Here is a 17,355-nt window from a genome sequence, read left to right on the forward strand (position 1 = left end):
AGTGGCTGCGACAGCCGCGGGAGAGGTAGCAGAGGTGACACAGGATACGGTTGAGGAGATGGGACGACTTGCCCAGTATATCCAGGACAGTATTCCTAAGCTTGCAGGGTTTGGCGTGCGTGTTTTGGTTGCCCTGGCGGTATTTTTTATCGGAAGAATTGTCATCAGATGGATTCAGAAGCTGGTGCGCCGCTCTCTTGAGCGTTCCAGTGCAGATAAAGGGGTAGAGCAGTTTGTAGACTCCTTTTTGAAGTTCGGGCTTTATTCGCTGCTGATTTTCAGCATTGCGGCAAAGTTTGGCGTGGATACGGCTTCTGTGGCGGCTCTGGTGGCGTCAGGGGGCGTTGCCATCGGTTTGGCGCTCCAAGGCAGCCTGTCCAACTTTGCCGGCGGGGTGCTCATCCTAATTTTGAAGCCTTTTGAGGTGGGAGACTACATCGTTGAGGACACCAATAAAAATGAGGGTACGGTGAAGGAGATACAGATTTTCTATACCAAGCTGTCTACGATTGACAACAAGACCATTGTGATACCCAACGGGATGCTGACCAACAGCAGTCTGACCAATGCGACGGCTAAGGCGGAGAGAAGGCTTGACTTGAAGATATCTATTTCCTATCAGGCGGAGCTTCGTAAGGCGAAAGCGTTGATAGAGGAGATTCTGACGACAGATCCCTGTGTGATGAAGGATGAGGAGATTAATGTGTTTGTGGATGAGCTGGCTGACAGCGCGGTAATCTTAGGCGCAAGAGCGTGGGTAAAGAACGAGGAATTCTGGCCCACAAGGTGGCGGCTTCTGGAAACGATTAAGCTTTCGCTGGATGAGCAGGGAATTGAGATTCCTTACCCACAGTTGACGGTGCATGTGGGAGGAAACCGGTAAGGTGAATATTTAGTAACAGTATTTGGCATAAAATCACAAAATGTCATTGCCATTCACAATCAAACAATGCTATAATCTTCTGTAGTATTGTTTACGAATCAGCAACGAAAGAAGCAGGTGTCAGACTTGAAAAATAAAATCCAGAAATTTTCCAAAGGAGATTTTCAGTTATCACAACCTGATGTCATATTTGATGAGACCAATCTGGTGCTCATTATCGGAGAAGGGGAAGTATATCGGGGGAGTTTTACAATCAGAACGGAAAGTGGGAAGAAGATACGGGGACTGGTGTACTCGTCTTCTTTTCGTGTGCATTTTAAGAATCAGGGGTTTGACGGCAATCCTGCGAAGGTGGAGTTCACCTATGAGGGTAAGGGGCTTCGGCCAGGGCATGTGGAAGAAGGATGGTTTACCGTGGTATGCGGCGGCGGGGAGTATGAGCTGGCGGTCACGGCTATTATCGAGAAGCCTTATGTCATGACCTCCTACGGGAAGGTGCAGAGTACAGATGATTTTCGTAAACTGGCAATTAAGGATTTCTCGGAGGCGGGGCGTTTGTTTCGTGCCAGGGAATTCTACGAGATTTTGAAATATGAGAATGAACGGACATTTTATCTGTATGATAATATGAGAAAATGGTCCCTTGGGGATCAGGCGATGGAGGAGTTTCTGGTTGGCATTAAGCAGAAGGAGTGTATTTTTTTGACCCTTCCCGGTGAAGGGATGTTTTTTGAGGACATCTCAGAGCCCACCAAGGGAACGCTGACCATTGTTAAGAATACCTGGGGATATATGCCGATCCGTATTGAGGCGGAGGGAGAGTTTATTAAGGTACTCCGTCCAGAGACGAGTACGGACGATTTTGTGGGCAATGCCCATGAGATTGAGTATGTGGTTCGTCCTGACCGTCTGCATGGAGGGCGTAATTTTGGACTGCTTAAGTTTATTACGCCTTACGAGACTCTTACCTATGAGATTGAGGTGCTGCAGAACCAGGATTACAACGAGAACCACAGGAAGCCGGAGCTTCTCCTTGCCCAGATATTGAAGGAATATATCGGCCTTGTGGCAGGCAGAATCGAGATTGGCAACTGGCTGGAGAGCGCGGTGGAGAAGATGATTTCTCTGCGGAAGCTTAGGCCCCACAGTGAGCTGTATCAGTTAATGCAGGCTCATGTCTATCTGGTGGGCAGCAAGGTGGAGGAGGCCAAGTGGATTCTTGAGAATTATAATTATAACCGTTTTGCTATCGGAAAAGACCCTTTAACCAACTGTTATTATCTGTATCTGACCGCACTGGTGAGGGGGAAGGGAATCCACGCTGAGCGTGTGCTGGACGAGGTGGGTAAGACCTACATGCGGCACCAGGATTCTCTGCTTCTGCTCTATATGCTGATGGATTTGGATACCAGATATAAGACCTCTTATAAGAGGATTGAGCTGTTAGAGCAGCAGTTCCAGTATGAGATGCATGGGGTGATTTTTTATCTGGAGGCGTATCTGTGCTATCAGGACAGGCCCACACTTCTTAAGAAATTAGGCCCTTTTGAGATGCAGGTGTTAAATTTTGCGTCCAAATACCGCCTGATGACCAAGGAGCTTGCCCTTTATGTGGCGAATTTTGCCAGTCAGCAGAAGAAATACAGCGATAATATATTCCGGATTTTAGAGCGTATTTATAAGATGTATGACGAGCCGATGATTCTGAATACCATCTGTACGCTGCTGATTCGGGGCAATAAGCTTAAGAAGCGGCATTTTCCCTGGTATAAGAAGGCGGTAGACTCAGAGCTTCGCATTGCACAGCTCTATGAATATTATATGATGACGATTGATGAGGACAGCTTTAGGGGACCGCTGCCAAAGGTTATCCTTTTGTACTTCATGCATGGCAATTCGCTGAATTATAAAAAGGCAGCCTTTCTCTATGCGAATCTGGTCACTTACGAGGAGCAGGCAGGAGAGCTGTATCTGAATTACCGTGAACAGATGGTGGTATTTACCTGGAAGCAGTTGATGCAGCGGCACATTACGGAGTCTCTTAGGATTCTGTATAAGAGGTTCTGTCAGCCGGAGGAGATGACGGCCGAGAGGATGGAGGCAATGCGGGATATCTGCTATTCCTATTCCATTTCCACGCGGGTAAAGAATATGAAATGTGTCCTGGTTATTGATAAGGACGGAGAGATTCGCCAGAGAATTCCTTACGATGCTGAGGAGGGGACGGTAATCCGTCTGTATGACAAGGAAGCCAGGGTTGTGTGGGAGTCTGTGGAGGGACGCCATTATACGGATTCTATCGTCTATGAGACAAAACGTCTCTTTTATGAGCCAAGGTTTGTGGAGATGTGCCGTAAATACGCGGCTACAACCGGCGTATGGGAGCAGGAGAATGAAAAAGAACTGCCGACCTTTGAGGGGCTGATGGAAAAAGGGCTTCAGGCATTTGAAGGAAAAGATATATTCAGGCTTGTGACCAGGCGGATTAAGGAGGAGAACTATGAGGAGGACAGCTTCTTAAGTTATCTGTGCTTAGAGCTGTTCAAGCGGCAGCATTTTGACAGGGTGACGCTGATGTATCTGGCCAATTTTTACTGTGGTCCTACACGGGAAATGAAATATCTCTGGAAAACCCTGAAGGAAAACGGGATTCCTGCTTATAAGATTGGTGAGAGAATTATTACTCAGATGCTCTTTTCGGAGAATTTATTCCAGGAAGAGAAGATATTTGAGGATTATTATCTGTCGGATAATGTCTATTTTCGTCTAAAACAGGCCTATCTTGCCTATGTATCCAGAGAGTACGTGGTTTACGGAAGAGAGCTTGAGGCCAGCGTATTCGATATTATTGCAAATGAATGCGATGAGAAGGAGGATTTGTCTGATATATGCAAGATTGCATTGCTTAAATATTTTTCAAACCATGATTATACGGCGGCTCTGGAGGTGGTGCTTCACCAGGTTCTCAGGGAGATGTGCGAGAAGCAGATTGTTTTCCCGTATTACCTGAAGTATAAGGAGGAGTGGCTTAGAGAGCTGCAGTTGTATGACAAGGTGATGATTTCTTATCAGGCGAGGCCGGGCAGTCGTGTGACACTGTACTATAAGATGAAGCACGGCGCCAGAGATGAGCTTGGTTATCAGAATGAGGTGATGATGCCTGTCTATGAGAATCTGTATGTGCGGCAGTTTGTGCTGTACAGTGACGAGTCGATCAGTTATTATTTCATAGAGACTAAGGGTAAGGAGGACATTATCACAGAGAAAGAGGTCTTAAAAAACGTGAGGGAGATTAAGGAATCGGGCAAGTACGGCCGTCTGAACAGTATGGCGACTATGGCGCCTGCGGCGAGACGTAAAGCCATGATGGAGTACGAGGAAGAGGAGATTATGGCCAAGCGTTTGTTTAAGATTCATTAAAGATGTCTAAAGAGGGGAGGGGATAATTATGAGAAAAGGCGGAATCCTGGGGTATGATTTGAATGAAAAGAATTGTCAGATCAGCTATTATGACGAGACGAAGGAAGAACCGGAGACGATGGGAGCTGCTGCAGATAATTTTCAGATTCCCCTGATACTGGGATATTACAGGGAACGGTGGGTATTCGGCCTGGAGGCGAAGCGTTTGGCTTCCGTCCAGGAGGGAACCATGGTGAGTGACCTGTTTGAGAAGGCTGTGAGAAGGGAAAAGGTAAAGATTGGTTCTAAGAAGCGGGATGCAGTCTGGCTGCTTGCGAAGTTTATCCGCATGACCCTTGAGGGCTTCGAGGATATCGCTTTTATCACTTTTTCCGTCCCGTTTACGAATATTGATATGTCTAAGATGCTCAAAGGAATCGGGCAGCGTCTCGGCGTGGCGAAGGAATGTGTCTGTGTCCAGGATTATAAAGAGAGTTTTTGTCAGTATATGTTTTACCAGCCCAAAGAACTGTGGCAGTATGAGTCTGCGTTGTTTTACTGCGACGCCCAGGAGATTCGGGCGTATATGCTAAGGAGGCTCAATGCGGTGGGTGTGAAGGATCGGGATATGTTCGTCACCGTGGAGGAGGTGGCCAGTGCGCAGATGAATGAGCTTGCCGCCATCTATACCCTTCTTAACAAGGAGAAGGAGAAGGTAAAGGATAAGGCCAAGGCAGCAGACGACCGGTTTAAGAGGTTTATACAGAGTGTGTTTGAGAAGAAGGTGGTTTCTTCGGTATATCTTACGGGAGAGGGGTTTGAGAACAACTGGTATCCTAATTCTCTGAAGGTGCTGTGCAACGGGAGGAGGGCGTTTATCGGCAATAACCTGTACAGCAAGGGCGCATGTTACACATCTATGAGACGATACCTGGAATATCACGAAGGGCCGGTGTATCTGGATGATACGAAGATGACTGAGCAGATTTGCCTGCGTATGCGTGTAAACGGACAGGAGGGGTGGTATCCCATTGTGTCCTGGGGAACTCACTGGTACGAGGCGGACGGTCAATGGGAGGTAATCCTTGAGGATACGTCGGATATTGAGATTCATGTGGAGAGTCTGGCTGGGGAAGAACTTCAGGTGGAGACAGTATCTTTGGAGGGGCTTCCCAACAGGCGGGATTATTCTCTGCGGGTTCAGATTGAAGTGCTGTTTATGGACGAACGCACCTGCCGGCTTATGTTTAAGGACGTGGGGTTTGGCGAGTTTTTTCCATCCACAGGATTTCAAGTGGGGAAGACCATTCATTTAGGAGGCATCAATGGGCAGTTTAATTCTATGTCATAGGAAGCGGGCGAGACAGCCCTACGAGATAGCCAGGATTCATATGCGTATCTACACCATTGAGGAATTGTGTTATTATATCTGCAATAATCTCTATCTTATTGACTATACAATGGTGAACAGGCAGTTGTGCAACTGGATTGATAAAGAGCTGGAGCTTCCAAAGCTGGCTGAGCAGCTTCGTGAGGAATTGCGGCAGAATGGCACCATGGAACAGTTTGTGCTGACTATTCTTCGGGAGTCCACCATCTATGCCACCGGAGATATCAATAAGATACAGGGGATTCTTGAGCACCTTCAGAATCTTAAGGATGTGGAGAGGATGAAGTATAAGGCGGACAGCCTCCAAAAAAGCGGGGAGTATGAGACGGCGATTCTGGTGTATCAGTCTATTATTAACAGGGAGTGGGACAATTCCATCAGTAAGTTGTTCTACGGCAGGGTTTATGCAAGCCTTGGGGCGGCTTACGGGAGGCGTTTTCTCTATGAGGAGGCGGCCAAGGTGTATCTGGAGGCGTACCGTATCTGCGGTGATATGGAGCTGCTTCGGACGTATCTATACTGCTGCTATAAGGCCCTTCCGGGGGATCAGTATGTAAAAATGTTGTCGGGAAACTCGGTTTTTCTGAATATGGATTCTGCTATGAAGGAGGAAATCCGTGAGATTCAAAGGGGGATTGATATTGATATACCGGAGGAGTTATTTGAACAGTGGAGGAAGGAATATCGGCGAATTGATAAAAGTTAGTAGATCAACATAAAAAGGAGGAAAAGGTTATGAGTCATGACAGGTATTTAAGTCCGCTCTCAGAGCGTTATGCAAGCAAGGAGATGCAGTATGTATTCTCACCTGACAAGAAGTTCAGGACTTGGAGAAGGTTATGGATTGCCCTTGCAGAGACGGAGAAGGAGTTAGGGCTTCCTATTACGGAGGAGCAGATTGAGGAGTTAAAAAGCCATGCAGAGGACATTAATTATGACGTGGCAAGGGAACGGGAGAAGCTCGTCCGCCATGATGTTATGTCCCATGTGTATGCATATGGACAGCAGTGTCCAAAGGCAAAGGGCATCATCCATCTGGGGGCAACCTCCTGTTATGTGGGGGATAATACGGATGTGATTGTGATGTCAGAGGCTCTTGAGATTGTGAGAAGAAAGCTTCTGAATGTGATTGCCAAGCTTGCGAAGTTTGCAGAGGAGTATAAGGATTTGCCTACCCTGGCATTTACCCATTTCCAGCCGGCCCAGCCAACGACAGTGGGCAAGAGGGCTACCTTGTGGATACAGGAGTTTGCCATGGATTTGGAGGATCTGGAATATGTGAAGAGTACGCTTAAGCTTCTGGGTTCCAAGGGGACTACGGGAACCCAGGCAAGTTTTCTGGAATTGTTTGAGGGAGACCAGAAGACAATCGATAGGATTGATCCTATGATTGCCGAGAAGATGGGATTTGAAGCCTGCTATCCGGTGTCAGGTCAGACTTATTCGCGCAAGGTGGATACCAGGGTGTTGAATGTGCTGTCCGGCATTGCGGCCAGCGCCCACAAGTTTTCCAATGATATCCGGCTTCTGCAGCATTTAAAAGAGGTGGAGGAGCCCTTTGAGAAGACCCAGATTGGTTCTTCGGCTATGGCGTACAAGCGGAACCCCATGCGCAGCGAGCGGATTGCGTCTTTGTCCAGGTATGTGATGATTGACGCCTTGAATCCGGCTGTCACGTCTGCAACCCAGTGGTTTGAGCGGACCCTGGACGACTCGGCCAACAAGCGGCTCAGCGTGCCGGAAGGTTTTCTTGCCATCGATGGGATTCTTGATTTGTGCCTGAATGTGGTGGACGGCCTTGTTGTGTACCCGAAGGTGATTGAGAAACGTCTTATGTCCGAGCTGCCCTTCATGGCTACGGAGAATATTATGATGGATGCTGTAAAGGCAGGCGGCGACCGCCAGGAGCTTCATGAGCGGATTCGTGAGTTGTCCATGGAGGCAGGACAAAACGTGAAGGTTAAGGGGCTTGATAACAACCTGCTTGAGTTGATTGCAGAAGATCCGGCGTTTAATCTGACTCTGGAGGAATTAAAAGAGACTATGGACCCCACAAAGTACGTGGGACGCGCCCCTGTTCAGGTGGAGGCGTATCTTACAGAGGTGATTCGCCCGCTGCTTAAGAAGAATCAGGACCTGCTGGGGATGGAGGCTGAAATCAACGTATAACATAGAAGGCTAAAGCTTTTACGGTATGGCATACTCAAGAGAACGCAATCATTCATGTCCTTGGGGATAGAGAGTTGGTTTTCCAGAGAGAATAGTGCAAGTTTAGAAAGGGAAATGACTATGAGGTATGAATTGACGAAAGATTTAGAGACAGGAAATGCGATAATTGACCAGGAGCATAAGGAGTTGTTTCGCGCTGTGAACCAGCTTCTGGATTCCTGTCACAAGGGCCAGGGAAGGGCTGCAATGGAGCCTGCAATCAGGTTCCTGACTAATTATGTGGACCAGCATTTTACTCATGAGGAGCAGCTTCAGCAGATGGGAGGATACCCAAACAGGGCTCCCCATAAGGTGTTTCATGAGGAATACAAGAAGAAGTTAAAGCAGATCGTGTCGGGGATTCCGGCAGCGGGACCTTCTGTGGCAGACCTTAGCAGTCTGAATATGCATATTGCCCTCCTTGTGAATCATATCCGCAGCGAGGATAAAAAAGTAGGCGCATTTTTGAAACAAAAGTAAAAAGAATATGAAAATAAAATGAAAATTTGGCAAAATGACCAAAAATTTTGGGGTTGAAAATAATGTCATAAAAATAACAGGCGGAAAATCAAGGATTACCGCCTGTTATTTTTGCAGAATTGGACAAGGTAGTACAATATATGTACAAAATAGACAAAAAATGTGAAAAAAATAACAGCATATTGAATAAAACATTTTTTAATGGTATGATAGGAGAGATGAATAACTTATATTCAATTTATCTATGCAAAAGGGGGAATTTGTAAATGGAAGCTATGTTGAATAATATTTTCTCAACATTAGGCAGCTATCTGTCAAACTACATTTTGATCGCAGCGCTTCTTGGCGGCGGCATATGGTTTACAGTAAGTCTTGGTTTCATTCAGGTTAAGGGTTTTGGCGAAGGAATGAGAAGAACCTTTGGCGGAATGTTCAAGAAGGGTGACAAAGCGGGAGCAGACGGTATGTCATCTTTCCAGGCGCTTGCAACAGCTATTGCAGCCCAGGTAGGTACTGGTAACATTGCCGGAGCGGCGACAGCGCTTGCAATCGGTGGTCCCGGAGCTATTTTTTGGATGTGGATTGCTGCATTCCTTGGAATGGCAACCATCTACGCTGAGGCAATTATGGCCCAGAAGTACAAACAGGTGGGTGACGACGGTGAAGTAACCGGAGGACCTGTGTACTATATCCGTGCAGCATTTTCAGGAGCCTTCGGTAAGGTGCTTGCTGGTATCTTCGCTGTTCTGATTACTCTGGCTCTTGGATTTATGGGTAATGCTGTACAGTCTAACTCCATCGCAGCAGCATTTAATACTGCATTTGGAGTACCACAGTGGATTATGGGAGCTGTCCTTGCAGTCCTTGCGTTGTTCGTATTCTTAGGCGGTACAGGACGTATTGCAAAGATTACAGAGCTGATTGTTCCGATTATGGCAGCGTTCTACATACTTGGTTCTTTAGTTGTAATTATTTTTAACATTAAGGAGATTCCGTATGCGCTCCATGCAATCGTTGTGGGAGCATTTGCACCATCCTCAATCGTCGGCGGCGCTGCAGGAGCAACCGTTAAGCTGGCTCTTACTAAGGGTGTTGCACGTGGACTTTTCTCCAATGAAGCTGGTATGGGTTCTACGCCTCACGCACACGCAGTTGCTAAGGTTAATCATCCAGTAGAGCAGGGATTTGTAGCGATGATCGGTGTATTTATTGATACCTTCGTTATCCTCAATCTTACTGCACTGGTAATTATTACGACACATTCCATTCCGTCAGGGAAGACAGGGGCTGAGCTTAGCCAGTATGCATTTTCTACACTGTATGGAAAGGGAGGAGACATCTTTATTGCAATCTGTATGTTCTTCTTCGCATTTTCCACGATTCTCGGATGGTATTTCTTTGGTCAGGCAAATATCAAGTATTTGTTCGGCTCAAAAGCGGTTAAGATTTATTCAGTAATCGTTGCCGTATGCGTATTCCTTGGCTCACTTGCAGAGGTCGAGCTTGTTTGGACGATGCAGGATACTTTCAACTCTTTGATGGTTATCCCGAATATTCTTGCGTTGTTCGCATTGAGCGGAGTTATTAAGCAGGTGCACAATGACTTTTTCAAGGACCGTAAGAAATAAGACATTGGAATAAAATTAAATAAGGAAAAGTAACGCCGTGCAGTAAGAATGTTCTCTGCATGGCGTTTTTATGGAATAAACAGAATATGATTGTAAGATATAAAAAATAGACAATAATCACAGGTAAATATTGTCTATAATGTACAAATTCAGATATTTTAAATTTAAAGGTTGCAAATGTTTTAACAATCGGTTATTATAGGTATAGGCAATGAAGCATATATAAATTGTCTATGAGCAATATTGAAAAGAGTGTAAAAAGAATACAAGAGTGGGATGATATTTCTCAAGAGAGAGTCATAACAATGGCCGCCGAAGAGGCAAACCGGAGATAGATTATATCGCAGGCGAAACTTTCAGGCAAAAGGACTGGGAGATGTACCACATTCTGAATCTTGTGCTGTATGATAAATTTCTAAAGATGATTGATATGTTATCAGGGCAAAAGACAGAAAGGGCGATTGCACACATGATTGTGTTCAAATCGTCCTTTTTTTACAATAAAGTTTACAGATGACCGCAAGGGAGAAGAAAAGCAGATGGGAAGCAGAGATTACATGGTAATTACCAATAATCCACTGGTTTTGGACAGACTTAAGGAGACACACCATATCGTTTATCGGGATATTTCCTATGAGGAGGTCCTCAGGGAAGTGAGAGACAGAATTCACGAGGGGCACACATTGTTATCGCATCCGTTATCCGGAAGCGTGAAGCCCAATGAGACGCCATATAAATCCATTATGATATCAGAAGGAAAGGGGGAGGTTGACGAAGGGTCCGTTAAGTTGATTGAGAACGCCATACAAGCGTGCCAAAAGTTCATCTTCAAGTCTGACTTGTATGAAGAATCGGTATATGACGATTTTCAGTTGATTGACTGGACGCTGCTGGAGAGTGGAATGGCATCTGCAGATGTCTGGTAGTCTTAAGTAAAGGTTGTAGAAGCGTATAAGCTTTGAACAATAATATCAATATTCTAAGGAGGGAACCAAAAGTGAGATTAGAAATGGGACACATTTACATTAAGGATATTCAGTTCGCGGCTGAGTCTAAGATTGAAGACGGTATCCTTTATGTATCCGAGGAGGCCGTAAAAGCGGTTGCTCTTGAGGACGAGAAGATTAAGAGCGTATCTTTTGATATCGCAAAGCCAGGTGAGTCTGTGAGAATCACACCGGTTAAGGACGTCATCGAGCCAAGAGTTAAAGTGGAAGGCAGAGGTGGAATCTTCCCAGGCGTAATCGCTAAGGTTGATACTGTAGGCGAAGGCAAGACATATGCGCTTAAGGGTATGGCTGTTGTTACGGCTGGTAAGATCGTAGGTTTCCAGGAAGGTATCATCGACATGACTGGTCCGGGAGCTGACTACACACCATTTTCCAAGACGCTGAATCTGGTTATGGTATGTGAGCCGGTAGATGGCATTAAGCAGCATGATTATGAGAAGGCTGTACGTTTCGCAGGCTTCAGAGTTGCTGTGTATCTTGGGGAACTGGCGCGCGAGCTTACTCCGGATGAGACAAAGGTATATGAGACATGTACAATCAAAGAGGGTATGGAGAAGTATCCGAACCTTCCGAGAGTTGCATATGTACAGATGCTTCAGAGCCAGGGACTTTTGCATGATACATATGTGTACGGCGTAGATGCAAAGAAGATTGTTCCGACGATTATGAGCCCGACAGAAGTTATGGACGGCGCTATCGTATCTGGTAACTGTGTATCCGCATGTGATAAGAACCCAACTTATGTTCATTTGAACAATCCTGTTGTTCACGATATGTTTGAGCAGCACGGAAAGACATTTAACTTCGTTTGCCACATTATTACCAATGAGAACGTATATCTGGCTGACAAGCAGCGTTCTTCTGACTGGACGGCGAAGTTATGTAAGATGTTAGACCTTGACGGCGTTATCGTTTCTCAGGAAGGCTTCGGTAATCCGGATACTGACCTGATCATGAACTGCAAGAAGATTGAGGCAGAAGGCGTTAAGACTGTTATCATTACAGACGAGTACGCAGGACGCGACGGAAAGTCCCAGTCACTGGCTGACTCTGATCCGGCGGCAGACGCAGTAGTAACAGGCGGTAATGCAAACCAGGTAATTATCCTGCCAAAACTTGACAAGGTTATTGGAACTCTGGATTATGTAACGAAGATTGCAGGTGCAAGTGAGGAGACGCTTCGTGAGGACGGCTCTCTTGAGGTTGAGCTTCAGGTACTTACAGGTGCAACCAACGAGACTGGTTTCAACAAACTGAGTGCGAGATAAGAAGGGAGGATAAGAACATGGCTAAATTAAAAGTAGTTCATTACATCAATCAGTTCTTTGCACAGATTGGTGGAGAAGAAAAAGCAGATTATCCGGCAGAGCTTCGTGTTGGAGAGATTGTCGGACCAGGTCAGGCATTGACACAGCAGTTCGGTGAGGACGCTGAGATTGTTGCTACAATCGTTTGTGGTGACTCTTATTTCAATGAGAATCTTGAGAAGGCAAAGGCAGACATTCTTGCTATGGTGAAGGAGCAGGCTCCGGATGTATTCGTGGCAGGTCCTGCATTTAACGCTGGACGTTACGGCGTTGCCTGTGGTACGATTGCAGCAGCAGTTCAGGAGGAGCTTGGTATTCCGGCTGTTACAGGCATGTATGTAGAGAACCCAGGCGCTGATATGTTTAAGACTCAGGTTTATATTGTATCTACAAAGAACAGTGCGGCAGGTATGAGAGACGCTGTTAAGAAGCTGGCTCCGTTAGCTGTTAAGGTAGGAAGGGGCGAGGCAATCGGCGCTTCCTCAGAGGAAGGATATATCCCGAACGGTGTTCGTGTGAACTTCTTCGAGAAGGAGAGAGGTTCCCTTCGTGCCGTTAAGATGTTGATTAAGAAGCTTAATGACAAGCCGTTCGAGACTGAGTTCCCGATGCCTGATTTCGACAGAGTTGACCCGAATCCGGCGGTTAAGGATCTGGCACATGCGAAGATCGCACTTGTTACCTCCGGCGGTATCGTACCGAAGGGCAATCCGGACCACATTGAAAGCTCCAGCGCTTCACACTACGGCGAGTATGATATCGCAGGCGTTATGGATTTGACAGAAGCGACATACGAGACAGCCCACGGTGGATATGATCCGGTTTATGCAAATGAAGACTCTGACCGTGTATTACCGGTTGACGTACTTCGTGACATGGAGAAGGAAGGAAAGATTGGGGAGCTGCATCACCTGTTCTACACAACCACAGGTAATGGTACAGCCGTTGCATCATCCAAGGCTTTCGCTGCTGAGTTCTCTCAGAAGCTTAAGAACGACGGTGTTGACGCAGTAATCCTCACCTCCACATGAGGTACCTGTACTCGTTGCGGTGCAACGATGGTAAAAGAAGTAGAGAGAGCAGGAATCCCTGTTGTACACATCTGTACAGTAACTCCTATTTCTATGACAGTTGGCGCGAACAGAATCGTACCGGCTATCGCTATTCCACATCCTCTTGGAAATCCTGCATTAGATGCAGATGAGGAGAAGAACCTCAGACGTAAGATTGTTGAGAAGGCGTTAGTTGCCCTTGAGACAGAGGTTGAGGGACAGACAATCTTTGATTAGTCTCTAAATATATGGACAGATTAGAAAACTGTCCATATAGATGGTATTTTATTTTCATTTAATAAGTGGTATAGTGCAAAGAAGGATGACACTATACCACTATAAAAAGGAGAAGTTTCGTTATGAGCAAAATTTATGACGTAATTGTCCTGGGCGCAGGTCCTGCAGGTTTGGCAGCAGGACTGTACGCAGGAAGAAGCCGTCTTTCTGTTTTGATTATTGAAAAAGGGCAGGACGGCGGACAGATTGCAATCACAGATGAGATTGAGAACTACCCTGGACAGACGGTTGAGGGTGAGTCAGGACCGTCTTTGATTGCAAGAATGACAGAGCAGGCGGCTAAATTCGGCGCTGAGCGTGTATCTGACACGATTACAGAGGTTTCCCTTGAGGGAGAAGTAAAAGTGTTAAAGAGCGCAAAGGCTGAGTATCAGGGAAAGAATGTGATCATCGCTACAGGCGCTCACGCAAGGCCAATCGGCTGTAAGGGCGAGGCAGAGTACATGGGCAAGGGCGTATCCTACTGTGCTACCTGCGACGCTAACTTCTTCGAGGACTTTGAAGTATATGTAGTAGGCGGCGGCGACTCTGCTGTTGAGGAGGCTATGTATCTGACGAAGTTCGCAAGGAAAGTAACCCTGATCCACAGAAGGAATGAGCTTCGTGCCGCGAAGTCAATCCAGGAGAAGGCCTTTAAGAATCCGAAGCTTGAGTTCATGTGGGATTCAGTCGTTGAGGAGCTTGGCGGAGACGAGATTCTGTCTGAGATGACGGTTAAGAACGTTAAGACAGGGGAGATTACCAAGGTTACGGCAGACGAGGACGACGGAATGTTCGGTCTGTTTGGTTTCATCGGTACGGTTCCGAACTCCAAGATCTTTGAGGGAATCATCGACATGGACGAGCGTGGATATATTAAGACAGATGAAGATATGCACACCAATATTGCTGGTGTATATGCTGCCGGCGACGTTCGGATTAAGAGCTTAAGGCAGGTAGTTACCGCAGCGGCTGACGGAGCAATCGCGGCAGTTCAGGTTGAGAGAAGCATGTCAGACTACTTCTAAAGCAGGCAGACTTCGTCTCGCGGGGCATCTCCTTATGAGGGGGTTATCCGCAGCATTAAGATTGGGATAGACACGCTTATAGATGTAACAAGCGGTAGGCGTGTTTACAGAAGCCTTACTATTAGGCTTCGATATCATAATATCAATAAAGGAGGATGATAGAAATGATAGATGTAGATAAGAATACATTCCAGACTGAGGTTCTGGAGGCAGAGGGCTATGTATTCGTAGATTTCTATGGTGACGGCTGCGTACCATGCCAGGCTTTGATGCCAAAGGTACATGAATTCGCTGATAAGTATGGTGACAAGATGAAATTTACTTCTCTTAACACCACCAAGGCACGTCGTCTTGCAATCGGACAGAAGATTCTTGGACTTCCTGTAATGGCTATTTACAAGGATGGACAGAAGGTGGAAGAGGTTGTTAAGGAAGATGCGACACCAGAGAGTATTGAGGCGATGATTCAGAAGTATATCTAATTGATATAGTTCTTGATCATATAAATGTTTTTTACCACATAAGAAAGGAGAAAGCATAATTATGGCTATTTTAGAAGGGAAAAAAGCAATAATTATCGGAGACCGTGATGGAATTCCGGGACCGGCAATCGCTGAGTGCGTACAGACTGCCGGCGCAGAAGTAGTATTTTCATCAACGGAATGTTTCGTCTGAACGAGCGCAGGCGCAATGGATCTTGAGAATCAGAAGAGGGTTAAGGATTTTGCTGACGAGTATGGTGCAGAGAACTTAGTAGTAGTTCTTGGTGCAGCAGAAGGTGAAGCTGCAGGTCTTGCAGCAGAGACTGTAACAGCAGGAGACCCGACATTCGCAGGTCCATTGACAGGGGTCCAGCTTGGACTCACGGTATATCACGTATGTGAACCAGAGATGAAGGAAGAATTCGACGACGCTGTTTATGATGAACAGGTTAGTATGATGGAGATGGTACTTGACGTTGACGATATCGTTAGCGAGATGAGTTCTATCAGAGACGAATTCTGTAAGTATTTATAAGATAGGATTGTAAGAGGGGGCGGACTCTATGGTGACCCACCGTGGGTCTGCCCTTTTTCTATCCGCCTGATAGGGCGGAGACAAACCCTTCTGTATCGAAGAAATGAAAGGTGGTAAATAAAGCAATGAACAGTGTAATTAAAGGCGCCAGCTACGTGCTTGCGCATACGCCGCAGATGGTGGTATATAATGGAACGACTCAGACCACAGAGAGAATTGTAAATCCAGAGTCTGAGTATCTGAAAGAATTGGAGAGCCATTTACGTTCCTATGAGGACTGCGTAAACTACTGGCCAAATCAGGTATATATCGGTAATGCGACACCGGAGGACCTTGCAGGCGTGGAGTTCCCATACTATGACAAGGTAAAAGAGGGCGCCCAGAGATATGGAAAATATGGCGAGATCATGCCAGAGGAGGAGTTTATCCTTCTGGTACAGGCATGCGACCAGTTCGAGGTCGTTAAGATTGACAAGGATTTCGTCAGCGCCCACAAGGATGCATTTGCCAAGGACCCGATTATCACAGAGGATATTGCAGCAAGAGTTGAGGCCGGCGTAGAGCTGTCCGAAATCGAAGCAGCGGTAAAGGATGAGCATGCAGAGGGAATCTATGTGGCAGGCAAGCTTGTAGCTTGCGTAAAGAGAGCTCATGATATTGACGTAAACCTGTCCGCTCATGTTATGCATGAGAACCTGATGAGCAAGGCGTCAAGCGTACTGGCTCTGTTATACGGCGTCAAGAATGCAGGAATCAGCAAGGACGACATTGAGTATGTTATCGACTGTGCAGAGGAAGCATGTGGAGATATGAATCAGAGAGGCGGCGGCAACTTCGCGAAGGCAGCGGCAGAGATCGCAGGTCTTAACAATGCTACAGGCTCTGACAGCCGTGGCTTCTGTGCAGGACCATCTCATGCGCTTATTGAGGCAGCGGCATTGGTAAAATCCGGCGCATACAAGTGTGTGGCTGTAACAGCAGGCGGATGTACCGCTAAGCTTGGTATGAACGGAAAAGACCATGTGAAGAAGGGACTTCCGATTTTAGAGGATTGTTTGGCAGGCTTCTGTGTCATCCTTTCCGAGAATGACGGAGAGAATCCAGAGATTAATCTTGATATTTTGGGACGCCATACGGTTGGAACAGGAAGCGCACCGCAGAACGTAATTGGAAGCCTTGTTGCCGACCCGCTTGAGAGAGCAGGACTTAAGATTACAGATATCGACAAATTCTCTCCTGAGATGCAGAATCCGGATATCACGAAGCCGGCAGGAGCAGGAGATGTGCCGATGGCAAACTACAAGATGATTGCGGCTCTGGCTGTAAAGAGAGGCGAGCTTGACAGAAAAGAGCTGGCTTCCTTTAGCACCAACCACGGTCTTACCGGATGGGCGCCGACACAGGGACATATCCCGTCAGGTGTTCCGTACATCGGATTCGCAAGAGAGGATATCCTTGCAGGAAAGATTAAGACAGCCATGATTATCGGAAAAGGAAGTCTGTTCCTTGGACGTATGACCAACTTGTTCGACGGTGTTTCCTTCGTAATCCAGGCAAATACAAAGGCAGAGGCTGAGAAAGCTTCCGGCGTATCTGAGGAAGAGGTAAAGGGATTGATCGCAAAGGCGATGAAGGATTTCGCAGCTTCCCTGATTGCAGAGTAAGGGGGACGGTAAC

The 17,355-nt window shown here is 46.6% G+C and carries 14 protein-coding genes and 1 riboswitch; all 14 genes read left to right on the top strand.

Features of this window, described 5'->3' with window-relative positions; translation table 11 throughout:
* Nucleotides 1–58 precede the first annotated feature (58 nt).
* The 14 genes from GN277_RS08935 to grdC all read left to right on the top strand — a co-directional run bounded on the left by GN277_RS08935 (nucleotide 59) and on the right by grdC (nucleotide 17,342).
* Nucleotides 59–883, top strand: coding sequence for a mechanosensitive ion channel family protein (locus GN277_RS08935; RefSeq protein WP_244324965.1), 825 nt, complete (start codon nucleotides 59–61; stop codon nucleotides 881–883).
* 117 nt (nucleotides 884–1,000) lie between these two features.
* Nucleotides 1,001–4,303: a DUF5717 family protein gene (locus tag GN277_RS08940; protein ID WP_244324643.1), complete on the top strand. Its 3,303-nt coding sequence runs from the start codon at nucleotides 1,001–1,003 to the stop codon at nucleotides 4,301–4,303.
* Nucleotides 4,304–4,331: 28 nt separating this feature from the next.
* Nucleotides 4,332–5,633, top strand: a complete 1,302-nt coding sequence (locus GN277_RS08945; protein ID WP_204162720.1) for a DUF5716 family protein — start codon at nucleotides 4,332–4,334, stop codon at nucleotides 5,631–5,633.
* Nucleotides 5,608–6,378, top strand: a complete 771-nt coding sequence (locus tag GN277_RS08950; protein WP_159750758.1) for a hypothetical protein — start codon at nucleotides 5,608–5,610, stop codon at nucleotides 6,376–6,378. The genes GN277_RS08945 and GN277_RS08950 overlap by 26 nt, the downstream gene beginning before the upstream one ends.
* Nucleotides 6,379–6,407: 29 nt before the next feature.
* Nucleotides 6,408–7,841 (top strand): adenylosuccinate lyase, encoded by a 1,434-nt coding sequence (gene purB / locus GN277_RS08955; RefSeq protein ID WP_159750759.1) that lies wholly within the window; start codon nucleotides 6,408–6,410, stop codon nucleotides 7,839–7,841.
* Nucleotides 7,842–7,961: 120 nt separating this feature from the next.
* Nucleotides 7,962–8,360: a bacteriohemerythrin gene (locus GN277_RS08960; RefSeq protein ID WP_159750760.1), complete on the top strand. Its 399-nt coding sequence runs from the start codon at nucleotides 7,962–7,964 to the stop codon at nucleotides 8,358–8,360.
* Between the two features lie 266 nt (nucleotides 8,361–8,626).
* The gene (locus GN277_RS08965) at nucleotides 8,627–9,988 is read left to right on the top strand and encodes an alanine/glycine:cation symporter family protein (protein ID WP_159750761.1); all 1,362 of its coding nucleotides are present in this window, start codon (nucleotides 8,627–8,629) and stop codon (nucleotides 9,986–9,988) included.
* A gap of 277 nt (nucleotides 9,989–10,265) precedes the next feature.
* Nucleotides 10,266–10,370: riboswitch (glycine riboswitch) on the top strand.
* A gap of 157 nt (nucleotides 10,371–10,527) precedes the next feature.
* The gene (locus GN277_RS08970; RefSeq protein WP_159750762.1) at nucleotides 10,528–10,914 is read left to right on the top strand and encodes a GrdX family protein; all 387 of its coding nucleotides are present in this window, start codon (nucleotides 10,528–10,530) and stop codon (nucleotides 10,912–10,914) included.
* Nucleotides 10,915–10,985: 71 nt separating this feature from the next.
* Nucleotides 10,986–12,266, top strand: a complete 1,281-nt coding sequence (locus GN277_RS08975) for a glycine/sarcosine/betaine reductase component B subunit (protein WP_204162721.1) — start codon at nucleotides 10,986–10,988, stop codon at nucleotides 12,264–12,266.
* 17 nt (nucleotides 12,267–12,283) lie between these two features.
* Nucleotides 12,284–13,594 (top strand): glycine reductase complex selenoprotein B, encoded by a 1,311-nt coding sequence (gene grdB, locus GN277_RS08980; protein WP_159750763.1) that lies wholly within the window; start codon nucleotides 12,284–12,286, stop codon nucleotides 13,592–13,594.
* 122 nt (nucleotides 13,595–13,716) lie between these two features.
* Nucleotides 13,717–14,661, top strand: a complete 945-nt coding sequence (gene trxB / locus GN277_RS08985) for a thioredoxin-disulfide reductase (protein WP_159750764.1) — start codon at nucleotides 13,717–13,719, stop codon at nucleotides 14,659–14,661.
* 164 nt (nucleotides 14,662–14,825) lie between these two features.
* On the top strand, nucleotides 14,826–15,143 hold the full coding sequence (trxA, locus tag GN277_RS08990) for a thioredoxin TrxA (protein ID WP_159750765.1): 318 nt from the start codon (nucleotides 14,826–14,828) through the stop codon (nucleotides 15,141–15,143).
* Between the two features lie 61 nt (nucleotides 15,144–15,204).
* Nucleotides 15,205–15,678: a glycine/sarcosine/betaine reductase complex selenoprotein A gene (gene grdA, locus GN277_RS08995; protein ID WP_159750766.1), complete on the top strand. Its 474-nt coding sequence runs from the start codon at nucleotides 15,205–15,207 to the stop codon at nucleotides 15,676–15,678.
* Between the two features lie 125 nt (nucleotides 15,679–15,803).
* On the top strand, nucleotides 15,804–17,342 hold the full coding sequence (grdC, locus tag GN277_RS09000; protein WP_159750767.1) for a glycine/sarcosine/betaine reductase complex component C subunit beta: 1,539 nt from the start codon (nucleotides 15,804–15,806) through the stop codon (nucleotides 17,340–17,342).
* Nucleotides 17,343–17,355: the final 13 nt, after the last annotated feature.

It is taken from the genome of Sporofaciens musculi (genome assembly GCF_009830285.1).
Classification (GTDB): Bacteria; Bacillota; Clostridia; order Lachnospirales; family Lachnospiraceae; genus Sporofaciens; species Sporofaciens musculi.

Excerpts from the sequence above, each read along its gene's own strand:
- GN277_RS08935 (WP_244324965.1), top strand. The coding sequence starts at position 59 with ATGGGACGACTTGCCCAGTATATCCAGGACAGTATTCCTAAGCTTGCA.
- GN277_RS08945 (WP_204162720.1), top strand. The coding sequence starts at position 4,332 with ATGAGAAAAGGCGGAATCCTGGGGTATGATTTGAATGAAAAGAATTGT.
- GN277_RS08950 (WP_159750758.1), top strand. The coding sequence starts at position 5,608 with ATGGGCAGTTTAATTCTATGTCATAGGAAGCGGGCGAGACAGCCCTAC.
- purB (WP_159750759.1), top strand. The coding sequence starts at position 6,408 with ATGAGTCATGACAGGTATTTAAGTCCGCTCTCAGAGCGTTATGCAAGC.
- GN277_RS08960 (WP_159750760.1), top strand. The coding sequence starts at position 7,962 with ATGAGGTATGAATTGACGAAAGATTTAGAGACAGGAAATGCGATAATT.
- GN277_RS08965 (WP_159750761.1), top strand. The coding sequence starts at position 8,627 with ATGGAAGCTATGTTGAATAATATTTTCTCAACATTAGGCAGCTATCTG.
- GN277_RS08970 (WP_159750762.1), top strand. The coding sequence starts at position 10,528 with ATGGGAAGCAGAGATTACATGGTAATTACCAATAATCCACTGGTTTTG.
- trxB (WP_159750764.1), top strand. The coding sequence starts at position 13,717 with ATGAGCAAAATTTATGACGTAATTGTCCTGGGCGCAGGTCCTGCAGGT.
- trxA (WP_159750765.1), top strand. The coding sequence starts at position 14,826 with ATGATAGATGTAGATAAGAATACATTCCAGACTGAGGTTCTGGAGGCA.
- grdC (WP_159750767.1), top strand. The coding sequence starts at position 15,804 with ATGAACAGTGTAATTAAAGGCGCCAGCTACGTGCTTGCGCATACGCCG.